Source organism: Bradyrhizobium sp. U87765 SZCCT0048 (genome assembly GCF_018131225.1).
In the GTDB taxonomy this organism is placed as follows: domain Bacteria; phylum Pseudomonadota; class Alphaproteobacteria; order Rhizobiales; family Xanthobacteraceae; genus Bradyrhizobium_A.
Genome location: NZ_JAFCMM010000001.1, coordinates 2,107,880 through 2,122,531 on the forward strand (window position 1 = coordinate 2,107,880; position 14,652 = coordinate 2,122,531).

A 14,652-nucleotide genomic window follows, 5' to 3' on the forward strand; every position below is an offset into this window, starting at 1 on the left:
CTTTCGGCTGCGTCTATGGGCCTTGCTGCCCCGGCTATTAGATGTGGCGAAAGCCTTTCAGGTTTGCGTCGGCCGCTGTAAGCGGGATAGTCGGTGTACATATCGCGGCGATCAATCCGGAAATCTTGCGCCGAACATCGGCAGCCCGCTCTTCGACTCCGTCGCGGAAGCTTCCATCTGCCAGACATCCCAATGCTCCGCCAAAAGACCATTAGAGATCCTGACGATATCGATCGTAATCAACGCGCGCGGCTGACCGGTTCCGCTGTAGCGGCTCTGGAGAAAGACAAGATCTCCCTCGGCCGCAGCCAGGCCGCTTTCGTGGCGATGCCCGGCGGGTAAGGCCCTGACCAGATCGAACAGCCCTTCCCGTCCGGGCGCAATGTGCGCACTATGCTGGACATAATCAGGCGACCAGTAGGACTCGGCGGCCTTGTAGTCACGCTTGTTGAACAGGGTGTCGAAAGCCTCCATGACGAAGGCTTTCTTCTCTGCAGCCGAATTCAGATTTCCTGGCATGTGCAGCTCCGTCTTGCTCAAGCGGGCTGCTTCAGGGCGGCAGAATCGACCGGCATCTTGCGCAGGCGTTTTCCCGTGGCCGCAAAGATCGCATTGGCGATAGCAGGGGTGATACCGGAGGTCCCGGTTTCGCCCATTCCGCCAGGGGGCTCCACGCTCTTGACGACGTGAACCTCGATCACCGGCGCCTCATTGAGGCGGATCATCTGATAAGTGTCGAAGTTTTCCTGCTCCACACGGCCGTTCTTCAGCGTGATCTCGCCGTAAAGCGCGGCGGTGGTGCCGAAAATGATTCCACTCTGAAGCTGAGCCTGCACGGTGTCAGGATTGACGATGGTGCCGCAATCCATCGCACAGACCACCCGGCGAACGCGGACAGAACCGTCTTTTGCGACCTCCACTTCCGCGACCTGCGCGAGATAGCTGCCGAAGGCGTATTGCAGCGAGACGCCGCGACCGACCCTTGGCGGCAGCGGCTGTCCCCAGCCCGCTTTCTCCGCAACGAGATCAAGCACGGCTTTCGCTCGTGGCGATTTTCCGAGCAGTGCGCGGCGATAGGCGACGGGGTCCTGCTTCGCGGCGGCGGCCAACTCATCGACAAAGCTCTCGACCACGAACACGTTGTGCGAGGGGCCGACGCTCCGCCAGAAGCCGGTCGTGACGACCTTGGGTTCGACGCGCGAAAATTCGACGTGCAGATTCGGAAAGTCGTAGACGAGATCGATCGCGCCCTCTGTCGAGTCCACGTCAAGGCCGTTCTTGAAGAACGGCGGCGCCCAGCGCGCGATCACCGAGGAGCCGGCGAAGTGGTTTTTCCAGGCAATGGGTAAGCCCTGCGCGTCCAGCCCGGCAGAGATGCGGTCGAACCAATACGGCCTATACAGATCGTGCTGGATATCTTCTTCCCGGGTCCACACGACCTTCACCGGGCCATCCACATGCTTGGCGATCTCCACCGCGCAGATCGCCCCATCAGGCTCAAGCCGGCGGCCGAAGCCGCCCCCGATCAGGTGGTTATGGATGATGACCTTCTCCACCGGAAGCCCGGCGATTTTCGCGGCCATCGCCTGCACACGCGTCACCGCCTGGTTACCGAGCCAGATTTCGCATTCGTCCTTGCGAAGATGCACGGTGCAATTCATAGGCTCCATCGTGGCATGTGCCAGGAAAGGAAGCTGATAGATGGCTTCCACCTTGATGGCGGCGGAGGCCATTGCCTTGTCGACGTTCCCGACGGTCTGCGCTACCGACCCTTTACCGAGCGTCGCCTCAGCCAGTTCTTTCGCGACGTCTGCGGTCGAAAGCGCACTGTTCTCGCCGTCATCCCATTCGATCTTCAGGGCGGCGAGCCCCTTCTTCGCCGCCCCCATGTGGTCGGCTACAACGGCGACGGCGTCGTCGAGGCGGACCACCTGGCGGACACCTTTGATGGTCCTTGCTGCCGAGTCATCGAGGCTCTTCACGCGTCCGCCCGTCACCGGAGATTGCGCCAAGGTCGCGATCTTGACGCCAGCAGGGCGCGCATCAATGCCGTATTGCGCCGTGCCGTCGACCTTTGATGGGCCGTCAAGCCGCTTCACCGGGGTGCCGATCAACTTGAACTGGTCGGGAGATTTGAGCGTTACGTTCGCGGGAATCGGCAGTTTTGCTGCTTCGGCCGCCAGCTCGCCGTATTTCAGCTTCCGGCCGGTCGGCTGATGCACCACTTGACCGTCCTGCGCGCGGCATACCTTAGCATCGACACCCCAACGTTTGGCCGCAGCCGCGACCAGCATGGTTCGCGCCGTCGCGCCGGCCTGGCGCATCGGCATCCATCCCCCGCGCATTGCGTTTGAGTTACCGGTGGCCTGCACGCCGAGCAGCGGATTGGCATAGAGCTTTTCGTTGGGTGGCGCGTGATCGAGCCGCACCTGGCTCAGGCTCACCTCGAGCTCCTCAGCGATCAACATCGGAATCGAGGTATAGGTGCCCTGCCCCATCTCGACATAGGGCATGATAAGCACGACCTGCCCGTCGCTACCGATCTGAATGAAGGCGTTTGGCGCGAATGCTTCCGTCGACGCTTCGCTCGAGCCAAGCGGGAGACTCAGACTCAACACCATCCCGCTGCCGATGGCAGCGCTGGTCAAGAGAAAGCTGCGCCGGGAAAAATCGGTACCCTGGGGGCGGGAAGTTGCACGATCGCGGATCATGACTAGCCGTCCTTTCCGTTGGTCTGCGCGGCAAGCTTAATGGCCTCGCGGATTCGCACATACGTTCCGCAGCGGCAGATATTGCCGCTCATCGCATCGTCGATGTCAGCATCGCTTGGATGCGGGTTGCCGGCCAGCAACGCCGATGCCGACATGATCTGACCGGATTGGCAGTAACCGCATTGTGCGACCTCCCGGTCGAGCCACGCTTTTTGGATCTTGGCGCCCGAAGGTGTGGCGCCTACCGCCTCGATCGTCGTCACTTGCGAGGTGCCGATGCTGTCGATCGTGGTGACGCAGGATCGAACCGGGGAGCCGTCAACATGCACTGTGCATGCGCCGCACAGCGCCATGCCGCAGCCAAATTTCGTGCCCGTCATTCCGAGCACGTCGCGCAAGACCCAAAGCAGCGGCGTGTCGCCATCGACATCGACGCTGCGGGTGTTTCCGTTGATTTTGACGGTATAAGCCATGCCTTATCCTTCCGTTTCCAGCGCGTGACGTGACAGCCTCGCGCCGCGCAATGTTCCGGAAGAGCGTACAGTGGAATGCCGCAGCATCCAGACCGGCGGAGTTCTTGTCACTCCGGACAGGAATGTCCGAGGACGAACATTGTTTTGTCTCTAAACAGAACTTTTGGTACCGCGCGAGCTATGATCGCCTCCGAGGGCGCCGGTAACGAACTGGGCTTCGCCAAGTCCGAACGACCAATCTTCGTCTGTGTTTTGAACGAGCGAAACGATCAGGTCTTGCGGGTTAAGGCCACATTTCATCTTCAGCTGGTGGCAAAGCTGCCGATAAAAAGCTAACTTCTGGTCTTTCGATCGTGGCCGCGTAACGACTTGCAGCACGACAACGTTTTTAGAACGGTCCAGACCCAGGCCAGTGTCCTGAACGAGGAAGTGCTCAGTTTTGTGTTGATGGACGATCTGGTACCGGTCTCGAAGCGGCACACCGAAAACCTCCACCAGGACTTCATGCACGGCATCGAGCAACGCCTTCACTTCTGTGGCTGAACGCCCTTCAAGTAGATCGAAGCGCAGCAATGGCATTTTATGCTCCTAATTGCCGTCGAACCGGCGGCGGTATTTCCCCATCTGGTTTTACGCGGGCTTCTTTCCCGGAAGAACAGCGCCAGCTTCCTTACAATTCGGACAGTTTGGTCCAACGTTCGGCCGAGCAAAATGTAACCTACGAGTCATTTTTGACAATTTGATCGGGGATTATCGGCAGGTCGATGTCCGCTCTACCCCGTAGTTCAAACTCCGACTGGAGGGACAATCATGCGCTACGAACTCAATGAGTCTGAATGGACTGCCATTAAGCCGATGCTGCCAAACAAGCCGCGTGGCATTCGCAGGGTAAACGATCGACGTGTCCTCATAGACGCGCTTGCCGCGGCCCACGATGCCGCGGTGCAGATGATCGATACTTCGATTGTCCGCGTGCACCAGCATGGAGCCTGCATCACCAGGAACCAGTGCGAATCATCAATGGGAAGGTCACGAGGCGGCTTGACGAGAAAATCCATGCGGTCGTCGATAGCAATGGTCTCCCAGTGCGGCTGGCGCTGAGCCCCGTTGAGGTGGACGACGTTCGACTTGCCGGAAAACTGCTGTCTCGGCTCAAATCTGGATCAATGCTGCTGACCTGCTCCCCGAGTTGCCCTCGTTTATAAGGAGATTCAGTTCTGGCTTTGGTCCGCCCCCGTTCTTTGGACCGCCCGAAGATTCAGTTTCGGGCCTTTGTCACGATGACGGGCTGGGTGCGTCATCGGGACGTTTCAACGCAATCGGGCACTTGTTGCCGATTGCTCCGTGTGGGCGATCTTCGTTGTAGTATCTGCGCAATTCCTCCATTTTCATCCGCGCGTCGTCAAGTGTCAGGAACTAGTGGGCGTTCAGGTATTCCGCCCGGAACCGCCCATTGAACGCCTCGATGAACGCATTGTCGGTCGGCTTGCCGGGCCGCGAGAAGTCGAGCGTGACGCCCCGGGCGTATGCCCACAGGTCCATGTCGCGGGAGACGAACTCGCCCTGGTCGACAGGGATCGTCTTCGGATACCTGCGGCTAAAAATCGGAAAGAGTGAACGCGAGCTTGCTTCGCCAGCCGGGTCATCTCCTGCGATTCTCGTAGTTAACTCTGGTCGTATCTGCCCTGCGCTCGCCTGACTTGCTCCCAATTGTCCTTCGCCCAGTCGACCAAGCCTTGTGTCGGGCGCAGCAGGCTCTTTCCCAGGTCGGTAATCTCGTATTCGACGCGAGGCGGCACCTTGGGAAACACCTCGCGTATCGCCAGCCCGTCGCGTTCTAGATTCTTCAAGGTGCTGGACAGCATACGCTGCGAAATCCCGGGTACGGCGCGTTCGAGCTCTGAAAACCGTGCACGCCCGCCGAGCAGGTCGAGCGAGAGCACGACGAAGATCGTCCACTTGTCGCCGATCTTGGTCAGCAACTCGCGGACCGCCAGAGGGTCAGAGCTCCTGCAGATCGCCGCGGGATCCAGCTGTCGGATCGGGTTCGGCTTGCCCATGACTTACCTCAACGTAAGTGACTGATCTCAAAGTGCCTCCTTCTGCGAAGAAAGCTTCCGATTTATATGCAGCTCTCATTCGGTAAGCAATTTTTCAGCTCAAGGAAAGCCAGATGGTCAGTTCGAAATATGCCGCCTATGCGCCAGCCGCCGCCTACTTCGATCTGGTCCGGGTCGCGCTCAGCGACCTCGTCGACGGCGAGCACTTCTTCGACACCCTCAATAGCGAGACGATCTACGAGGTGCTCTATGAGGTACCAGGCTGGCCGCGCATCATCACTGGTCGAACCGACCTGATGGCGGCGTTCAAGGGCTATGTCGGCGCCGTCGCTCTGCAGGCCACGGACAAGCTAGTGGTCCACAAGGCCGACGACGGCCGTGTCATCGTCATCGAATACGAGGTCCACGGGACGATCCTCGCCACCGGCGTCCAGTACGACAACCGCTTTTGCTCAATCGTCCGGATTGAGAACCGTAAAATCGCGCATTGGCGGGACTACATGGACTCGCTCGCGGCCTGGAACGCGTTGACGGCGCAGGCACGGGGCTGACGCCATGAAACAGATCCTCATGATCGAAGTAAGCCCGAGAGGGACGGACTCGGCGAGCCGCGCCGTCGCCAACACGCTCGCTGCGCGACTTGCCGCCCGTTATCCCTCGGCCAGGCTCGTCCGCCGCGATCTGGCGGCCGAGGCATTGCCCCACCTGGACGGGACGACGCTTCGCGCCATCACCACCAGGGATCCGGCCGAAACGGAGCGCCTGAGGGTCTTAGCTCGCCGATCCGACGAGCTGACTGACGAGCTCCTGGCAAGCGACCTTCTCGTGATCGCGACCCCGATGTGGAATTTCGGGATTCCCTCGGCGCTCAAAGCCTGGATCGACTTGGTCGTGCGACCTGGCCGGACCTTCCAATATGCCGATGGCAGCGCCCTCGGCCTGGCGAAGGACAAGAATGCCATCCTGGTTCTGGCTTCGGGCGGCGTTTTCACGGAAGGCCCGTGGCGGCCTTGGGACTACGTGGAGCCCTATCTGCGCCGGATCCTCGGCTTCATCGGCATCACGGATGTACAGACCGTTCGGGTCGAGGGAACGAACATCCCGAGCCTGGCGATCGGGGCCGTGTCGAGGGCGACGGAAGCCGTGGAGACGCTTGCCCTGTAGTCCGCGCTGTTCGGCTGAGCAGAATCGTCCGGTTTAAACTCTAGAATGACTCGAACTTCAGGTGGCGCGACCCAAAAAGGTCTTAGGCCTGCGATCGCAGTCAGACGAGCGTTTTCGCACAGCCGCCCTGCAACGCGCCCTGAGAGTGAAAGAGCAGCCGGGATTTCCGTGACGGGTTGAGTGTCGAGAGAGCCTCTCGGCGCCCGTCATGGAATCTCCGCAGGGAAGTGAGATGGAGGATGACGAGGCTGAGCAAGCCCATCGGCGGGCGAATCATACCGCAAGATCGCCCAACTTAATCCACTTCGCAGTTAAGCGCGGCAATTCGCCGCTCAATTTTGGGAGGCCAGCGAGCCAGCAATAGAGCGCGGACACTCGACCTTGTCGGCCGTCCAAGCCGCGACGTTCTGCTGAATGCAATCGTCCAACAAATGGGCCGTCAACGGGACCTCGGACCGCTGCTCTCTCTGCCGTGACAAGAATGATATCGAGTACCGCCTTGATTACAGCAGTTTAGAGCAGCCAGGCCGCCGCACGCACACCGGAACTAAGAGATATCGCGCCGATGAAGGTACGTCATTCGGAATGAGGAGCCTAGCAAGGGCGACCTGGTGCCTCCCGAACTGCGGCCTGATACCGACATTCGACTAACCCGAGCCATCAGAGCGCCAATGCAATGTCACGCTCGATCGACTGTTTGTTCCCTGGAAGCACGATGGGAAGGCTAGCGCGTCTGCAGCAGACCTTAACTGATAAGAAAAAACGAATTTGCTTATCAGTGCGCTGACTGACTCCATTTCTTCGAAAACCTTATCGGTCACCAACTGACTCCAGCTCAGCAAGAACATGATAACTAGCGCGGCCAGCTCACTCACCGATAGCGATAAGCTTGCGACTTACGCCGACCGATTCAGTATTCATATCCGCCGATTGAACGGCAGTACCGCCCCACAACCGCCACCGAGGGCAAGTCATACGTCGATCTTGATCGCGGCATCTTCTACCGCCTGGCTATTGGCCGACGAATGACGAAGAAGCGGCAACCACCAGCGCCTTTGCCGCCAAGATTGCTCGCTCATATGCGGCGGTGGCGCGACCGCGGCCTGATCAGACAACATTTCATCGAATTCAACGGCAATGCCGTCAGTTCGGTCCAAAGGGGGGGCGGAGCGCGGTAAGGCTCGCCGGCCTGGACAACAAGGTGACACCGCACACCCTGCGGCATACCGCGGCGACCTTGCTGATGCAGCGTGCTGCTCCGGCCTGGGAAGCCGCCGGCTACCTCGGCATGTCGGTTGAAACCTTGCAGAAGGTTTACGGTCACCACCACCCGGACTTCATGCAGGGCGCAGTGGCAGTCATCACATCAAAGCCCCAACACGTTTCGGTGGTTGAAACGCTGATCAGGCTGAATGGTGAGCGGGAAGACAGGCAAAAAAGCCAAAGAAACCATGGTCGGAGTGGTAGGATTTGAACCTACGACCCCTGCGTCCCGAACGCAGTGCTCTACCGGGCTGAGCCACACTCCGACTAGGAGGCGGCGTTATAGCCAAGGGTTTCGCAGACCGCAAGAACTGCTATTGAAGAAAAATCTTCAGCTAAAACACTTCCATAATGCCGAAACCGACCACCGAGACGCTGCCCGCGGGGCCCGATTCACAGGAAAAAGCCGCCGAAACCCTGGCCCGGGGCGGCCTGGTGGCATTTCCGACCGAGACCGTTTACGGCCTCGGGGCCGATGCCACCAATCCGGAGGCCATCGCCCGGCTGTATGCGGCCAAGGGGCGCCCGTCGTTCAACCCCCTCATCGCCCATGTGGCGGATCTCGCGGCGGCCCGAAAGCTCGCCCGATTCGATGCCCGTAGCCTGGAACTCGCAGAAAAATTCTGGCCGGGGCCGCTAACTCTGGTGCTGCCGAAGACCGACGACTGCCCGGTGGCCGACCTCGCCACCGCGGGCCTCGACACCGTGGCGATTCGCGTCCCCGCCCACCCGGTGGCCCACGGCATCCTGGCCGCGCTCGGCCGCCCGGTCGCCGCGCCTTCGGCCAACCTCTCCGGCCATGTCTCGCCGACCACCGCCGCCCATGTCGCAAGCGACCTGAGCGGCCGAATCGAGCTGATCATCGACGGCGGACCGGTCATGGTCGGCGTGGAATCGACCATCGTCGCCTGTCTAGCAGCCCCGACCCTGCTCCGCCCGGGCGGCGTGCCGCGCGAGGCGATCGAGGCCGCGCTCGGCATGCGGCTCGCTGACGCCGGCCCGGAGGCTCATGGCAGCGCGGATGGCCCCCGGCCGCTCGCGCCGGGCATGCTGACCTCCCATTATGCACCCCGCACCCGCGTGCGCCTCGACGCGGCGAGCCTCGCCCCCGGCGAGGCCCTCCTGGCTTTCGGCCCTGCCCTGATCCCCGGCGCGGAGCAGGCCGCGGCGATCCTGAACCTGTCCCCCGCCGGTGACCTCGTCGAGGCCGCGGCGCACCTGTTCGGCTACCTGCGCACGCTCGACCGTGCCGGCGCCGCCGGCATCGCCGTGATGCCGATTCCCCACAGCGATCTCGGGGAAGCCATCAACGACCGGTTGCGCCGCGCCGCCGCGCCGCAGGACTGACGCAACCGCACCATTTTCAAGGAGCTGACATGAGCACCGCCGACCGGCCCGCCCCCACGCTGTCGCCCGACCTGATCGCGCGCTTTGCCGCCATCGTCGGCGAGCGTTACGCCGTCACCGATCCCAACGACCTTGCCCCCTATCTCGTGGAGGAGCGCAACCTCTACCAGGGCCGCTCCCAGCTGGTGCTGCGCCCGGGCTCGACCGCCGAGGTCGCGGCGATCTGCAAGCTCGCCAGCGAGACCCGCACCGCGCTGGTCCCGCAGGGTGGCAACACCGGCCTCGTCGGCGGCCAGACGCCGCACAATGGCGAGGTCGTGCTGTCGCTGCGCCGGCTCGACAAGATCCGCGACATCGACCTCGCATCCAACACCATGACCTGCGAGGCCGGCGTCGTGCTGGCGACCGCCCAGCAGCGCGCCGATGCCGCCGACCGCCTGTTTCCTCTGTCCCTCGGCGCCGAGGGCAGTTGCACCATCGGCGGCAATCTCTCCACCAACGCCGGCGGCACCGCGGCGCTGGCCTATGGCGTGGCGCGTGACCTCGCCCTCGGCGTCGAGGTGGTGCTGGCCGACGGCCGCATCATCAACGCGCTGTCCAAGCTCAAGAAGGACAACACCGGCTACGACCTGCGCGACATGTTCATCGGGGCGGAAGGCACCCTCGGCATCATCACCGCCGCGGTGCTCAAGCTGTTCCCCAAGCCGCGCGCGGTCGAGACCGCCTTCATCGGCCTCGCCTCGCCGGAGGCCGCGCTGAAGCTGCTGACACTGGCGCGGGCGGAAGCGGCGGGCACACTGACGAGCTTCGAGCTGATCGCCGAGATCTGCATCGATTTCTGCGTCCGTCATGGACCGGGCATCCGCGATCCGTTGGCCAGCCGTCATCCGTGGTATGTGCTGATGGAGATCTCGTCGCAGCGCGACGACGCCCGCGCCACCCTCGAGGCGATCCTCGAGCGCGCCATGGAGGATGGCCTCGTCGACGACGCGGTGATCGCGGCCAACCTCGACCAGCGCCAGGCGTTCTGGACGCTGCGCGAGGTGATCTCGCCTGTGCAGAAGGCCGAGGGCGGCTCGATCAAGCACGACGTCTCGGTCCCCGTTGCCGCGGTGCCGCAGTTGATCGCGGAAGCCAGCGAGGCCGTAGTCAAGCTCATCCCCGGTGCGCGTCCCGTACCATTCGGTCATCTCGGTGACGGCAACATCCACTACAACATCACCCAGCCGGCCGGCGCCGACAAGGACGCCTTCCTCGCGCGCTGGGAAGAAGTGCACGAGACCGTGCACGCCATCGTGGCGCGGCTCGGCGGCTCGATCTCGGCCGAGCACGGCATCGGCTTCATGAAGCGCGACGAGCTGCCCCACTTCAAGGATCCGGTCGCGCTCGACCTGATGCGCACGCTGAAGACGACACTCGACCCGCTCGGCATCCTCAATCCCGGCAAGGTGGTGTGATCACCGCCCCCCGCGCCCCGAAGGATTCCCCCGACATGAGCATCGCCGACCGCATCCGCGTCGAGAATGTCCGCCTGCTGTCGGACAACAAGTACATCCTCAAGACCACCACCTTCGCATGGCGGCGGTCGGATGGCACCTGGCAGACCCAGCACCGCGAGACCTATGATCGCGGCAGCGGCGCAGCCCTGCTGCCGTACAACCGCGCTCGCCGCACCGTCATCCTGACGCGCCAGTTGCGCTATCCCGCCTTCGTCAGCGGCTACGATGACCTGATGATCGAGGTGCCGGCCGGCCTGCTCGACGGCGCCGCGCCGGACGAGCGCATTCGCGCCGAGGCCGAGGAGGAAATCGGCTACCGCATCGCACAGGTGCACAAGGTGTTCGAGGCGTTCATGAGCCCGGGCTCGGTCACCGAGACGCTGCACTTCTTCGTCGCCGAGTACGATCCGTCGATGAAGATCGGCGACGGCGGCGGCCTCGCCGACGAGGGCGAGGACATCGAGGTGCTGGAGCTGCCATTCGACGAGGCGATGGCCATGATCGTCGACGGCCGCATCGTCGACGCCAAGACCATCATGCTGCTGCAGCACGCGGCGCTGCGGATTTTCAATCGCAGCGAATAGGCCCCATCACTCCGAGGGCGCACGCGACAAGCGCGCGAATCCGGCATTCGCGACCTCTCCGATCGCCGCCCGCGTGGCGGGATTCCGGATCGGCCCGCTCACGTGCCCCGTCCGGAATGACAGCCCGGATTTTCAGACGGGCGATCCTCTAGAACAACGATCCCTGGCTGTCATCGACGACCTTCGCGCGGGGCGCACGCGGTGCCTTCCTGGCCTCAGCGGCCTCGCGCTCCGCAGCAGCCTGCTCCTCGGTGAGCGGCAGGATGAGCTGCGGGTCATCGTTGGCGACATGGTTCACCGCGGTCGAGACTTCGTGCCAGACCATCGCGCCGGCGCGCGGCGGCACCATCAGGCCGAGCACAGCATCGACGTTGAAGGCGGCACAGTCGAGCCAGCGCTCGAAGTGCTCCGGCGCGATCGTGACCGGCACGCGGTGATGCAGCGCCGCCATGTCCGGCGCAGCGGCGGTCGTGACGATCGCAACAGTGTCGACTTCCTCGCCGTTCGGCCCGACCCAGGTTTCCGCGACTCCTGCAAAAGCCATGGGCGCACCGTCGCGCGGACGGATATAGAATGGCTGTTTGCGACCGCCGCGGTCCTGCCACTCATAGTAGCCATCGGCCGGCAGCAGGCAGCGCCGCCGCTTGATCGCGTTCTTGAACGCCGGCTTCTCCCGCACCGTCTCGGAACGGGCGTTGATGACCAGCGCAAAGGCGCGCGGGTCCTTGACCCAAGCCGGCATGAACGCCCACCGCATCAGGAGGAAATGGCGCGCGCCCATGTCGTGCAGCACCACAGGCACCGGCTGGGTCGGCGCGATGTTGTAGCGCGCCGGCATGTTGGGCTGCTCGCCATAGGCGAACAGCTGGCGCAGGGCGTCAGGCGCCGTCAGAAGGACGTAGCGACCGCACATTTCCTCATCCCGATACCATCATCTTCAGAGCCTCTTAACCCTGGCCGCCTAACACTTTCGCAGATGAACCTGCCGGCGCCGAAGATATCCTCGATCGATACCGCCGCTCCCGGTGAGGTGACAGCGGCGGATGCCGCGCGCGCCGCCAAGCTTCGCGCCGCCAATATCAATCCCCGCACCGGCCTTGCCACCGATTACCTGAATCATTTCAATGAAGCCATCATGCTGCTGGAAATGATCCCGGACCTGCCGGACTGCGCCGAGGACTTCCTCAGCTGGGAGCCGCTGTCCTACGCCGAACACTTCCAGGCCTCGAACTTCAAGGCGCGCGATCTCGCCATCCAGGCCTATCAGGAAGCCGATCCGGCGATCCGCGGCGAGTTCGACAGCATCACCACCACGATGACCTCGATCCTCACCGCGGTAGGCGATGCGATGCGCCAGGTCAAACACGACCACAGCCGTGCGCAGCTCGCCACCCAGGCGACCGGCTGGGTCAAGCCGCTGGTCGCCCACGCCGGCGGCATCATCAACGGCGCCGACGGCGAAGCCGACGTCGACCGTATCATGACGGCCTGATGAGTCCCGGTTCACCCGCGCCGATCCGGCCGCAACTCGCGGTCAGCGCCTCGATCTTCCGCGATGGCCGCATCCTGCTGGTGCGCCGCGCCCGCCAGCCCGGCAAGGGCGTCTACACCCTGCCTGGCGGGCGGGTCGAATTCGGCGAAACCCTGGTCGAGGCCATTGCCCGCGAGGTCCGCGAGGAGACAAGCCTCACGATCGAGATCGCTGGCCTGTCCGGCTGGCGCGAGGTGCTTCCGAACCCGGACCTCGGCGCCAACGGTCACTTCGTCATCCTGTCGTTCGCCACCCGCTGGCTGGCCGGCGAGGTTGTGCTCAACGAGGAACTCGATGACGCAAAATGGCTCGCCCCGGATGCGATCGGGCCGCTGCGGACCACCGAGGGCCTTGCCGAGATCATTCACGCCGCCCGCGCCATGGTCGGGAGCTGACCGCGCCATCCGCCCCGCGTCCGGCGGGAACCCGTTCGCCTTGCGTCCGCCATTCCGAGCAGGCATATCCCCGCCCTATGTTCAGGCTCTCAGCCATCGCTCTGCTGATCGCCCTCACCGCCGGCCCGACCGCCGCGCGGGCGCAGGACGCGGCTGCCCCGTTCGACGCCGACCTGCAGCGATTCGCCGAGATTCTCGGCTCGCTGCACTATCTGCGGGCGATCTGCGGCAGCAACGAGGGCATGAAGTGGCGCAACGAGATGCAAGCGCTTGTGGATGCCGAGACGCCATCCGGCGACCGGCGCGCCCGTATGATCGCCAGCTTCAACCGCGGCTACCACAATTTCCAGCAGACCTACCGCACCTGCACCCCGGCGGCGCAACTTGCGATTCGCCGCTATCTCGATGAAGGGTCTAAGATTTCTCGCGATCTGACGGCGCGTTACGCCAACTGATCTGCGCCCGCGCAATAGCGGGTTCCAAAAGCAACAACCCGTCCTCCTGCCATTAACCTTTCCTAAAGAACTGACCTAGGCCGCCGCCCGGCCCGTGCTAAAGCTTTGCGCACAGCCGACCCGCCACATCGGCGGGCGCGCCACGCAGGTCATTGCATTCCATGAGCCATTTGCCGTCCTTCACGACTGCCCACGACCCGCTGCCGGACCATGAGCAGAAGCAGGCTGCGCTCAGCTACCTCAACGAGGCCTGGGCGGAAGCACGGCATGACGGCATCGACGGCGATTGCCTGGCCCAGGCCAGCCTGTTCGCAGCGTTCGCCGAACTCGTCAGCACCTACGGCGAGGACGCGGTCGCCAAGTTCGTCGAAGGCCTGCCCGGCCGCATCCGCAACGGCGAGTTCTCCCTCATCGGCTCCCGGCAGTAAGCCGGCATGTCCTTGCCCGCCCGCCCCGAGCAGGCGAAGCCAGGCCGCGTCATCCGGTAGACCTTCGTCACAAATTTCGGCCGCCCGCGCGCATGAGCGCGGCGATATGCGGGCCGGCGCGTCATGACCCCGGGTATCGCTTCGCTTCCCCAGGCCACGATGCCTCGGCCCCTGACGCGAGATCTCGGCTCCCCGTGCTCGTCAGGATGAGGAGCCAAGTCCCGCAAGGTCGTCTGGCAACGGCCGCCCGTCGCCCACCTTGTCCCAGGCCTGCGCCACGATCCGCCAGACGCCGTCGGTCCTGACCAGCAACATCATCTCGACACTGGGCAACTGCTCGGCGCCGTTCTCCACCATGCCACAGCCGATGGCAGCAATGGCGATGTTGCCGAATACGCGGATGTGCTGACCGAGAACCGTCTCCTGCAGCGTATGCAGCTCGCCGGCCGCGAGGCTCTGCATGCGTGCGACGAAGGCCTCGACCGACTGCACAGCAGCCGGACGCGCGGCGGCGACCAGTACAGCACCGGGCAGAAAATCAGCGGCGAAGGCATCCCAGTCGCCGCCTCGTCTGTCGCGCCAGCTCAGGCTGTCGAACTGCCGTGCAATCACGGCCGCGATCGCCGTCACGTCATCGTCGGTCGACATGGCCCTGCCCTCCAGGCGCGCATCATCCGGCGCGCCTCGAGCAGAGCATATCGCATGGAGCAGCGGTCACCGGCCAATTGCCGCAGGCGGCCGT

General features: G+C 63.4%; 17 protein-coding genes, 1 tRNA gene and 2 pseudogenes. 11 read left to right on the plus strand and 9 right to left on the minus strand.

Annotated elements, in window-relative coordinates; genetic code table 11:
• Positions 1-111: 111 nt before the first annotated feature.
• The 4 genes from JQ639_RS09270 to JQ639_RS09285 form a co-directional block, all read right to left on the minus strand.
• Positions 112-540 carry a nuclear transport factor 2 family protein gene (locus JQ639_RS09270; RefSeq protein ID WP_211965823.1) on the minus strand — a complete coding sequence of 143 codons (429 nt, stop codon included), beginning with the start codon at positions 538-540 and terminating at the stop codon, positions 112-114.
• Positions 537-2,711, minus strand: coding sequence for a xanthine dehydrogenase family protein molybdopterin-binding subunit (locus JQ639_RS09275; RefSeq protein WP_211965824.1), 2,175 nt, complete (start codon positions 2,709-2,711; stop codon positions 537-539). The genes JQ639_RS09270 and JQ639_RS09275 overlap by 4 nt, the downstream gene beginning before the upstream one ends.
• A gap of 2 nt (positions 2,712-2,713) precedes the next feature.
• The gene (locus tag JQ639_RS09280) at positions 2,714-3,184 is read right to left on the minus strand and encodes a (2Fe-2S)-binding protein (RefSeq protein WP_211965825.1); all 471 of its coding nucleotides are present in this window, start codon (positions 3,182-3,184) and stop codon (positions 2,714-2,716) included.
• A 150-nt stretch (positions 3,185-3,334) separates the two neighbouring features.
• Entirely contained in the window at positions 3,335-3,763 is a 429-nt protein-coding gene (locus tag JQ639_RS09285) for a tautomerase family protein (protein ID WP_211965826.1), read from the minus strand.
• Between the two features lie 231 nt (positions 3,764-3,994).
• On the opposite strand from JQ639_RS09285, the pseudogene JQ639_RS09290 reads away from it, so the two are divergent.
• Positions 3,995-4,359, plus strand: a pseudogene (locus tag JQ639_RS09290) (transposase family protein); the annotation flags it as partial.
• 100 nt (positions 4,360-4,459) lie between these two features.
• Here JQ639_RS09290 and JQ639_RS09295 read toward each other — a convergent pair.
• A pseudogene (locus tag JQ639_RS09295) lies at positions 4,460-4,774 on the minus strand (integrase core domain-containing protein); the annotation flags it as partial.
• Between the two features lie 74 nt (positions 4,775-4,848).
• Positions 4,849-5,244 (minus strand): winged helix-turn-helix transcriptional regulator, encoded by a 396-nt coding sequence (locus tag JQ639_RS09300; protein WP_211965827.1) that lies wholly within the window; start codon positions 5,242-5,244, stop codon positions 4,849-4,851.
• 113 nt (positions 5,245-5,357) lie between these two features.
• On the opposite strand from JQ639_RS09300, the gene JQ639_RS09305 reads away from it, so the two are divergent.
• The 3 genes from JQ639_RS09305 to JQ639_RS35245 all read left to right on the plus strand — a co-directional run bounded on the left by JQ639_RS09305 (position 5,358) and on the right by JQ639_RS35245 (position 7,882).
• Entirely contained in the window at positions 5,358-5,795 is a 438-nt protein-coding gene (locus JQ639_RS09305) for a nuclear transport factor 2 family protein (RefSeq protein ID WP_211965828.1), read from the plus strand.
• A 4-nt stretch (positions 5,796-5,799) separates the two neighbouring features.
• The gene (locus JQ639_RS09310) at positions 5,800-6,408 is read left to right on the plus strand and encodes an FMN-dependent NADH-azoreductase (RefSeq protein ID WP_211965829.1); all 609 of its coding nucleotides are present in this window, start codon (positions 5,800-5,802) and stop codon (positions 6,406-6,408) included.
• Between the two features lie 1,201 nt (positions 6,409-7,609).
• Positions 7,610-7,882, plus strand: a complete 273-nt coding sequence (locus JQ639_RS35245; protein WP_349644615.1) for a site-specific integrase — start codon at positions 7,610-7,612, stop codon at positions 7,880-7,882.
• On the opposite strand, the gene JQ639_RS09320 is transcribed toward JQ639_RS35245, so the two are convergent.
• A tRNA-Pro gene (locus JQ639_RS09320) sits at positions 7,861-7,937 on the minus strand. The genes JQ639_RS35245 and JQ639_RS09320 overlap by 22 nt on opposite strands.
• A gap of 85 nt (positions 7,938-8,022) precedes the next feature.
• On the opposite strand from JQ639_RS09320, the gene JQ639_RS09325 reads away from it, so the two are divergent.
• From JQ639_RS09325 to JQ639_RS09335, 3 genes are read left to right on the plus strand one after another with little or no spacing between them, the layout of a single operon-like run.
• Entirely contained in the window at positions 8,023-9,018 is a 996-nt protein-coding gene (locus JQ639_RS09325) for an L-threonylcarbamoyladenylate synthase (protein WP_211965830.1), read from the plus strand.
• A 29-nt stretch (positions 9,019-9,047) separates the two neighbouring features.
• Positions 9,048-10,475, plus strand: coding sequence for an FAD-binding oxidoreductase (locus tag JQ639_RS09330; protein ID WP_211965831.1), 1,428 nt, complete (start codon positions 9,048-9,050; stop codon positions 10,473-10,475).
• A gap of 35 nt (positions 10,476-10,510) precedes the next feature.
• On the plus strand, positions 10,511-11,101 hold the full coding sequence (locus JQ639_RS09335; RefSeq protein WP_211965832.1) for an NUDIX hydrolase: 591 nt from the start codon (positions 10,511-10,513) through the stop codon (positions 11,099-11,101).
• A 148-nt stretch (positions 11,102-11,249) separates the two neighbouring features.
• Here JQ639_RS09335 and JQ639_RS09340 read toward each other — a convergent pair whose 3' ends face one another.
• Positions 11,250-12,014 carry an SOS response-associated peptidase gene (locus JQ639_RS09340; RefSeq protein WP_211965833.1) on the minus strand — a complete coding sequence of 255 codons (765 nt, stop codon included), beginning with the start codon at positions 12,012-12,014 and terminating at the stop codon, positions 11,250-11,252.
• 63 nt (positions 12,015-12,077) lie between these two features.
• On the opposite strand from JQ639_RS09340, the gene JQ639_RS09345 reads away from it, so the two are divergent.
• The 4 genes from JQ639_RS09345 (at position 12,078) to JQ639_RS09360 (ending at position 13,910) form a co-directional block, all read left to right on the plus strand.
• Positions 12,078-12,593, plus strand: coding sequence for a hypothetical protein (locus JQ639_RS09345; protein WP_249123034.1), 516 nt, complete (start codon positions 12,078-12,080; stop codon positions 12,591-12,593).
• Positions 12,593-13,027 (plus strand): NUDIX hydrolase, encoded by a 435-nt coding sequence (locus JQ639_RS09350; RefSeq protein WP_211965834.1) that lies wholly within the window; start codon positions 12,593-12,595, stop codon positions 13,025-13,027. The genes JQ639_RS09345 and JQ639_RS09350 overlap by 1 nt, the downstream gene beginning before the upstream one ends.
• A 77-nt stretch (positions 13,028-13,104) precedes the next feature.
• Entirely contained in the window at positions 13,105-13,482 is a 378-nt protein-coding gene (locus tag JQ639_RS09355; protein WP_211965835.1) for a TIGR02301 family protein, read from the plus strand.
• Between the two features lie 161 nt (positions 13,483-13,643).
• Positions 13,644-13,910: a hypothetical protein gene (locus tag JQ639_RS09360; RefSeq protein WP_211965836.1), complete on the plus strand. Its 267-nt coding sequence runs from the start codon at positions 13,644-13,646 to the stop codon at positions 13,908-13,910.
• 201 nt (positions 13,911-14,111) lie between these two features.
• On the opposite strand, the gene JQ639_RS09365 is transcribed toward JQ639_RS09360, so the two are convergent.
• Positions 14,112-14,558 carry a nuclear transport factor 2 family protein gene (locus JQ639_RS09365; RefSeq protein ID WP_211965837.1) on the minus strand — a complete coding sequence of 149 codons (447 nt, stop codon included), beginning with the start codon at positions 14,556-14,558 and terminating at the stop codon, positions 14,112-14,114.
• Between the last annotated feature and the right edge of the window lie 94 nt (positions 14,559-14,652).

What these genes read in the sequence shown, in the direction of transcription:
- JQ639_RS09305 (WP_211965828.1), top strand. Translation starts at nt 5,358, where the DNA reads ATGGTCAGTTCGAAATATGCCGCCTATGCGCCAGCCGCCGCCTACTTC.
- JQ639_RS09335 (WP_211965832.1), top strand. Translation starts at nt 10,511, where the DNA reads ATGAGCATCGCCGACCGCATCCGCGTCGAGAATGTCCGCCTGCTGTCG.
- JQ639_RS09355 (WP_211965835.1), top strand. Translation starts at nt 13,105, where the DNA reads ATGTTCAGGCTCTCAGCCATCGCTCTGCTGATCGCCCTCACCGCCGGC.
- JQ639_RS09280 (WP_211965825.1), bottom strand. Translation starts at nt 3,184, where the DNA reads ATGGCTTATACCGTCAAAATCAACGGAAACACCCGCAGCGTCGATGTC.
- JQ639_RS09285 (WP_211965826.1), bottom strand. Translation starts at nt 3,763, where the DNA reads ATGCCATTGCTGCGCTTCGATCTACTTGAAGGGCGTTCAGCCACAGAA.
- JQ639_RS09345 (WP_249123034.1), top strand. Translation starts at nt 12,078, where the DNA reads ATGAACCTGCCGGCGCCGAAGATATCCTCGATCGATACCGCCGCTCCC.
- JQ639_RS09340 (WP_211965833.1), bottom strand. Translation starts at nt 12,014, where the DNA reads ATGTGCGGTCGCTACGTCCTTCTGACGGCGCCTGACGCCCTGCGCCAG.
- JQ639_RS09365 (WP_211965837.1), bottom strand. Translation starts at nt 14,558, where the DNA reads ATGTCGACCGACGATGACGTGACGGCGATCGCGGCCGTGATTGCACGG.
- JQ639_RS09275 (WP_211965824.1), bottom strand. Translation starts at nt 2,711, where the DNA reads ATGATCCGCGATCGTGCAACTTCCCGCCCCCAGGGTACCGATTTTTCC.
- JQ639_RS09310 (WP_211965829.1), top strand. Translation starts at nt 5,800, where the DNA reads ATGAAACAGATCCTCATGATCGAAGTAAGCCCGAGAGGGACGGACTCG.
- JQ639_RS09325 (WP_211965830.1), top strand. Translation starts at nt 8,023, where the DNA reads ATGCCGAAACCGACCACCGAGACGCTGCCCGCGGGGCCCGATTCACAG.
- JQ639_RS09300 (WP_211965827.1), bottom strand. Translation starts at nt 5,244, where the DNA reads ATGGGCAAGCCGAACCCGATCCGACAGCTGGATCCCGCGGCGATCTGC.
- JQ639_RS09360 (WP_211965836.1), top strand. Translation starts at nt 13,644, where the DNA reads ATGAGCCATTTGCCGTCCTTCACGACTGCCCACGACCCGCTGCCGGAC.
- JQ639_RS09330 (WP_211965831.1), top strand. Translation starts at nt 9,048, where the DNA reads ATGAGCACCGCCGACCGGCCCGCCCCCACGCTGTCGCCCGACCTGATC.
- JQ639_RS09350 (WP_211965834.1), top strand. Translation starts at nt 12,593, where the DNA reads ATGAGTCCCGGTTCACCCGCGCCGATCCGGCCGCAACTCGCGGTCAGC.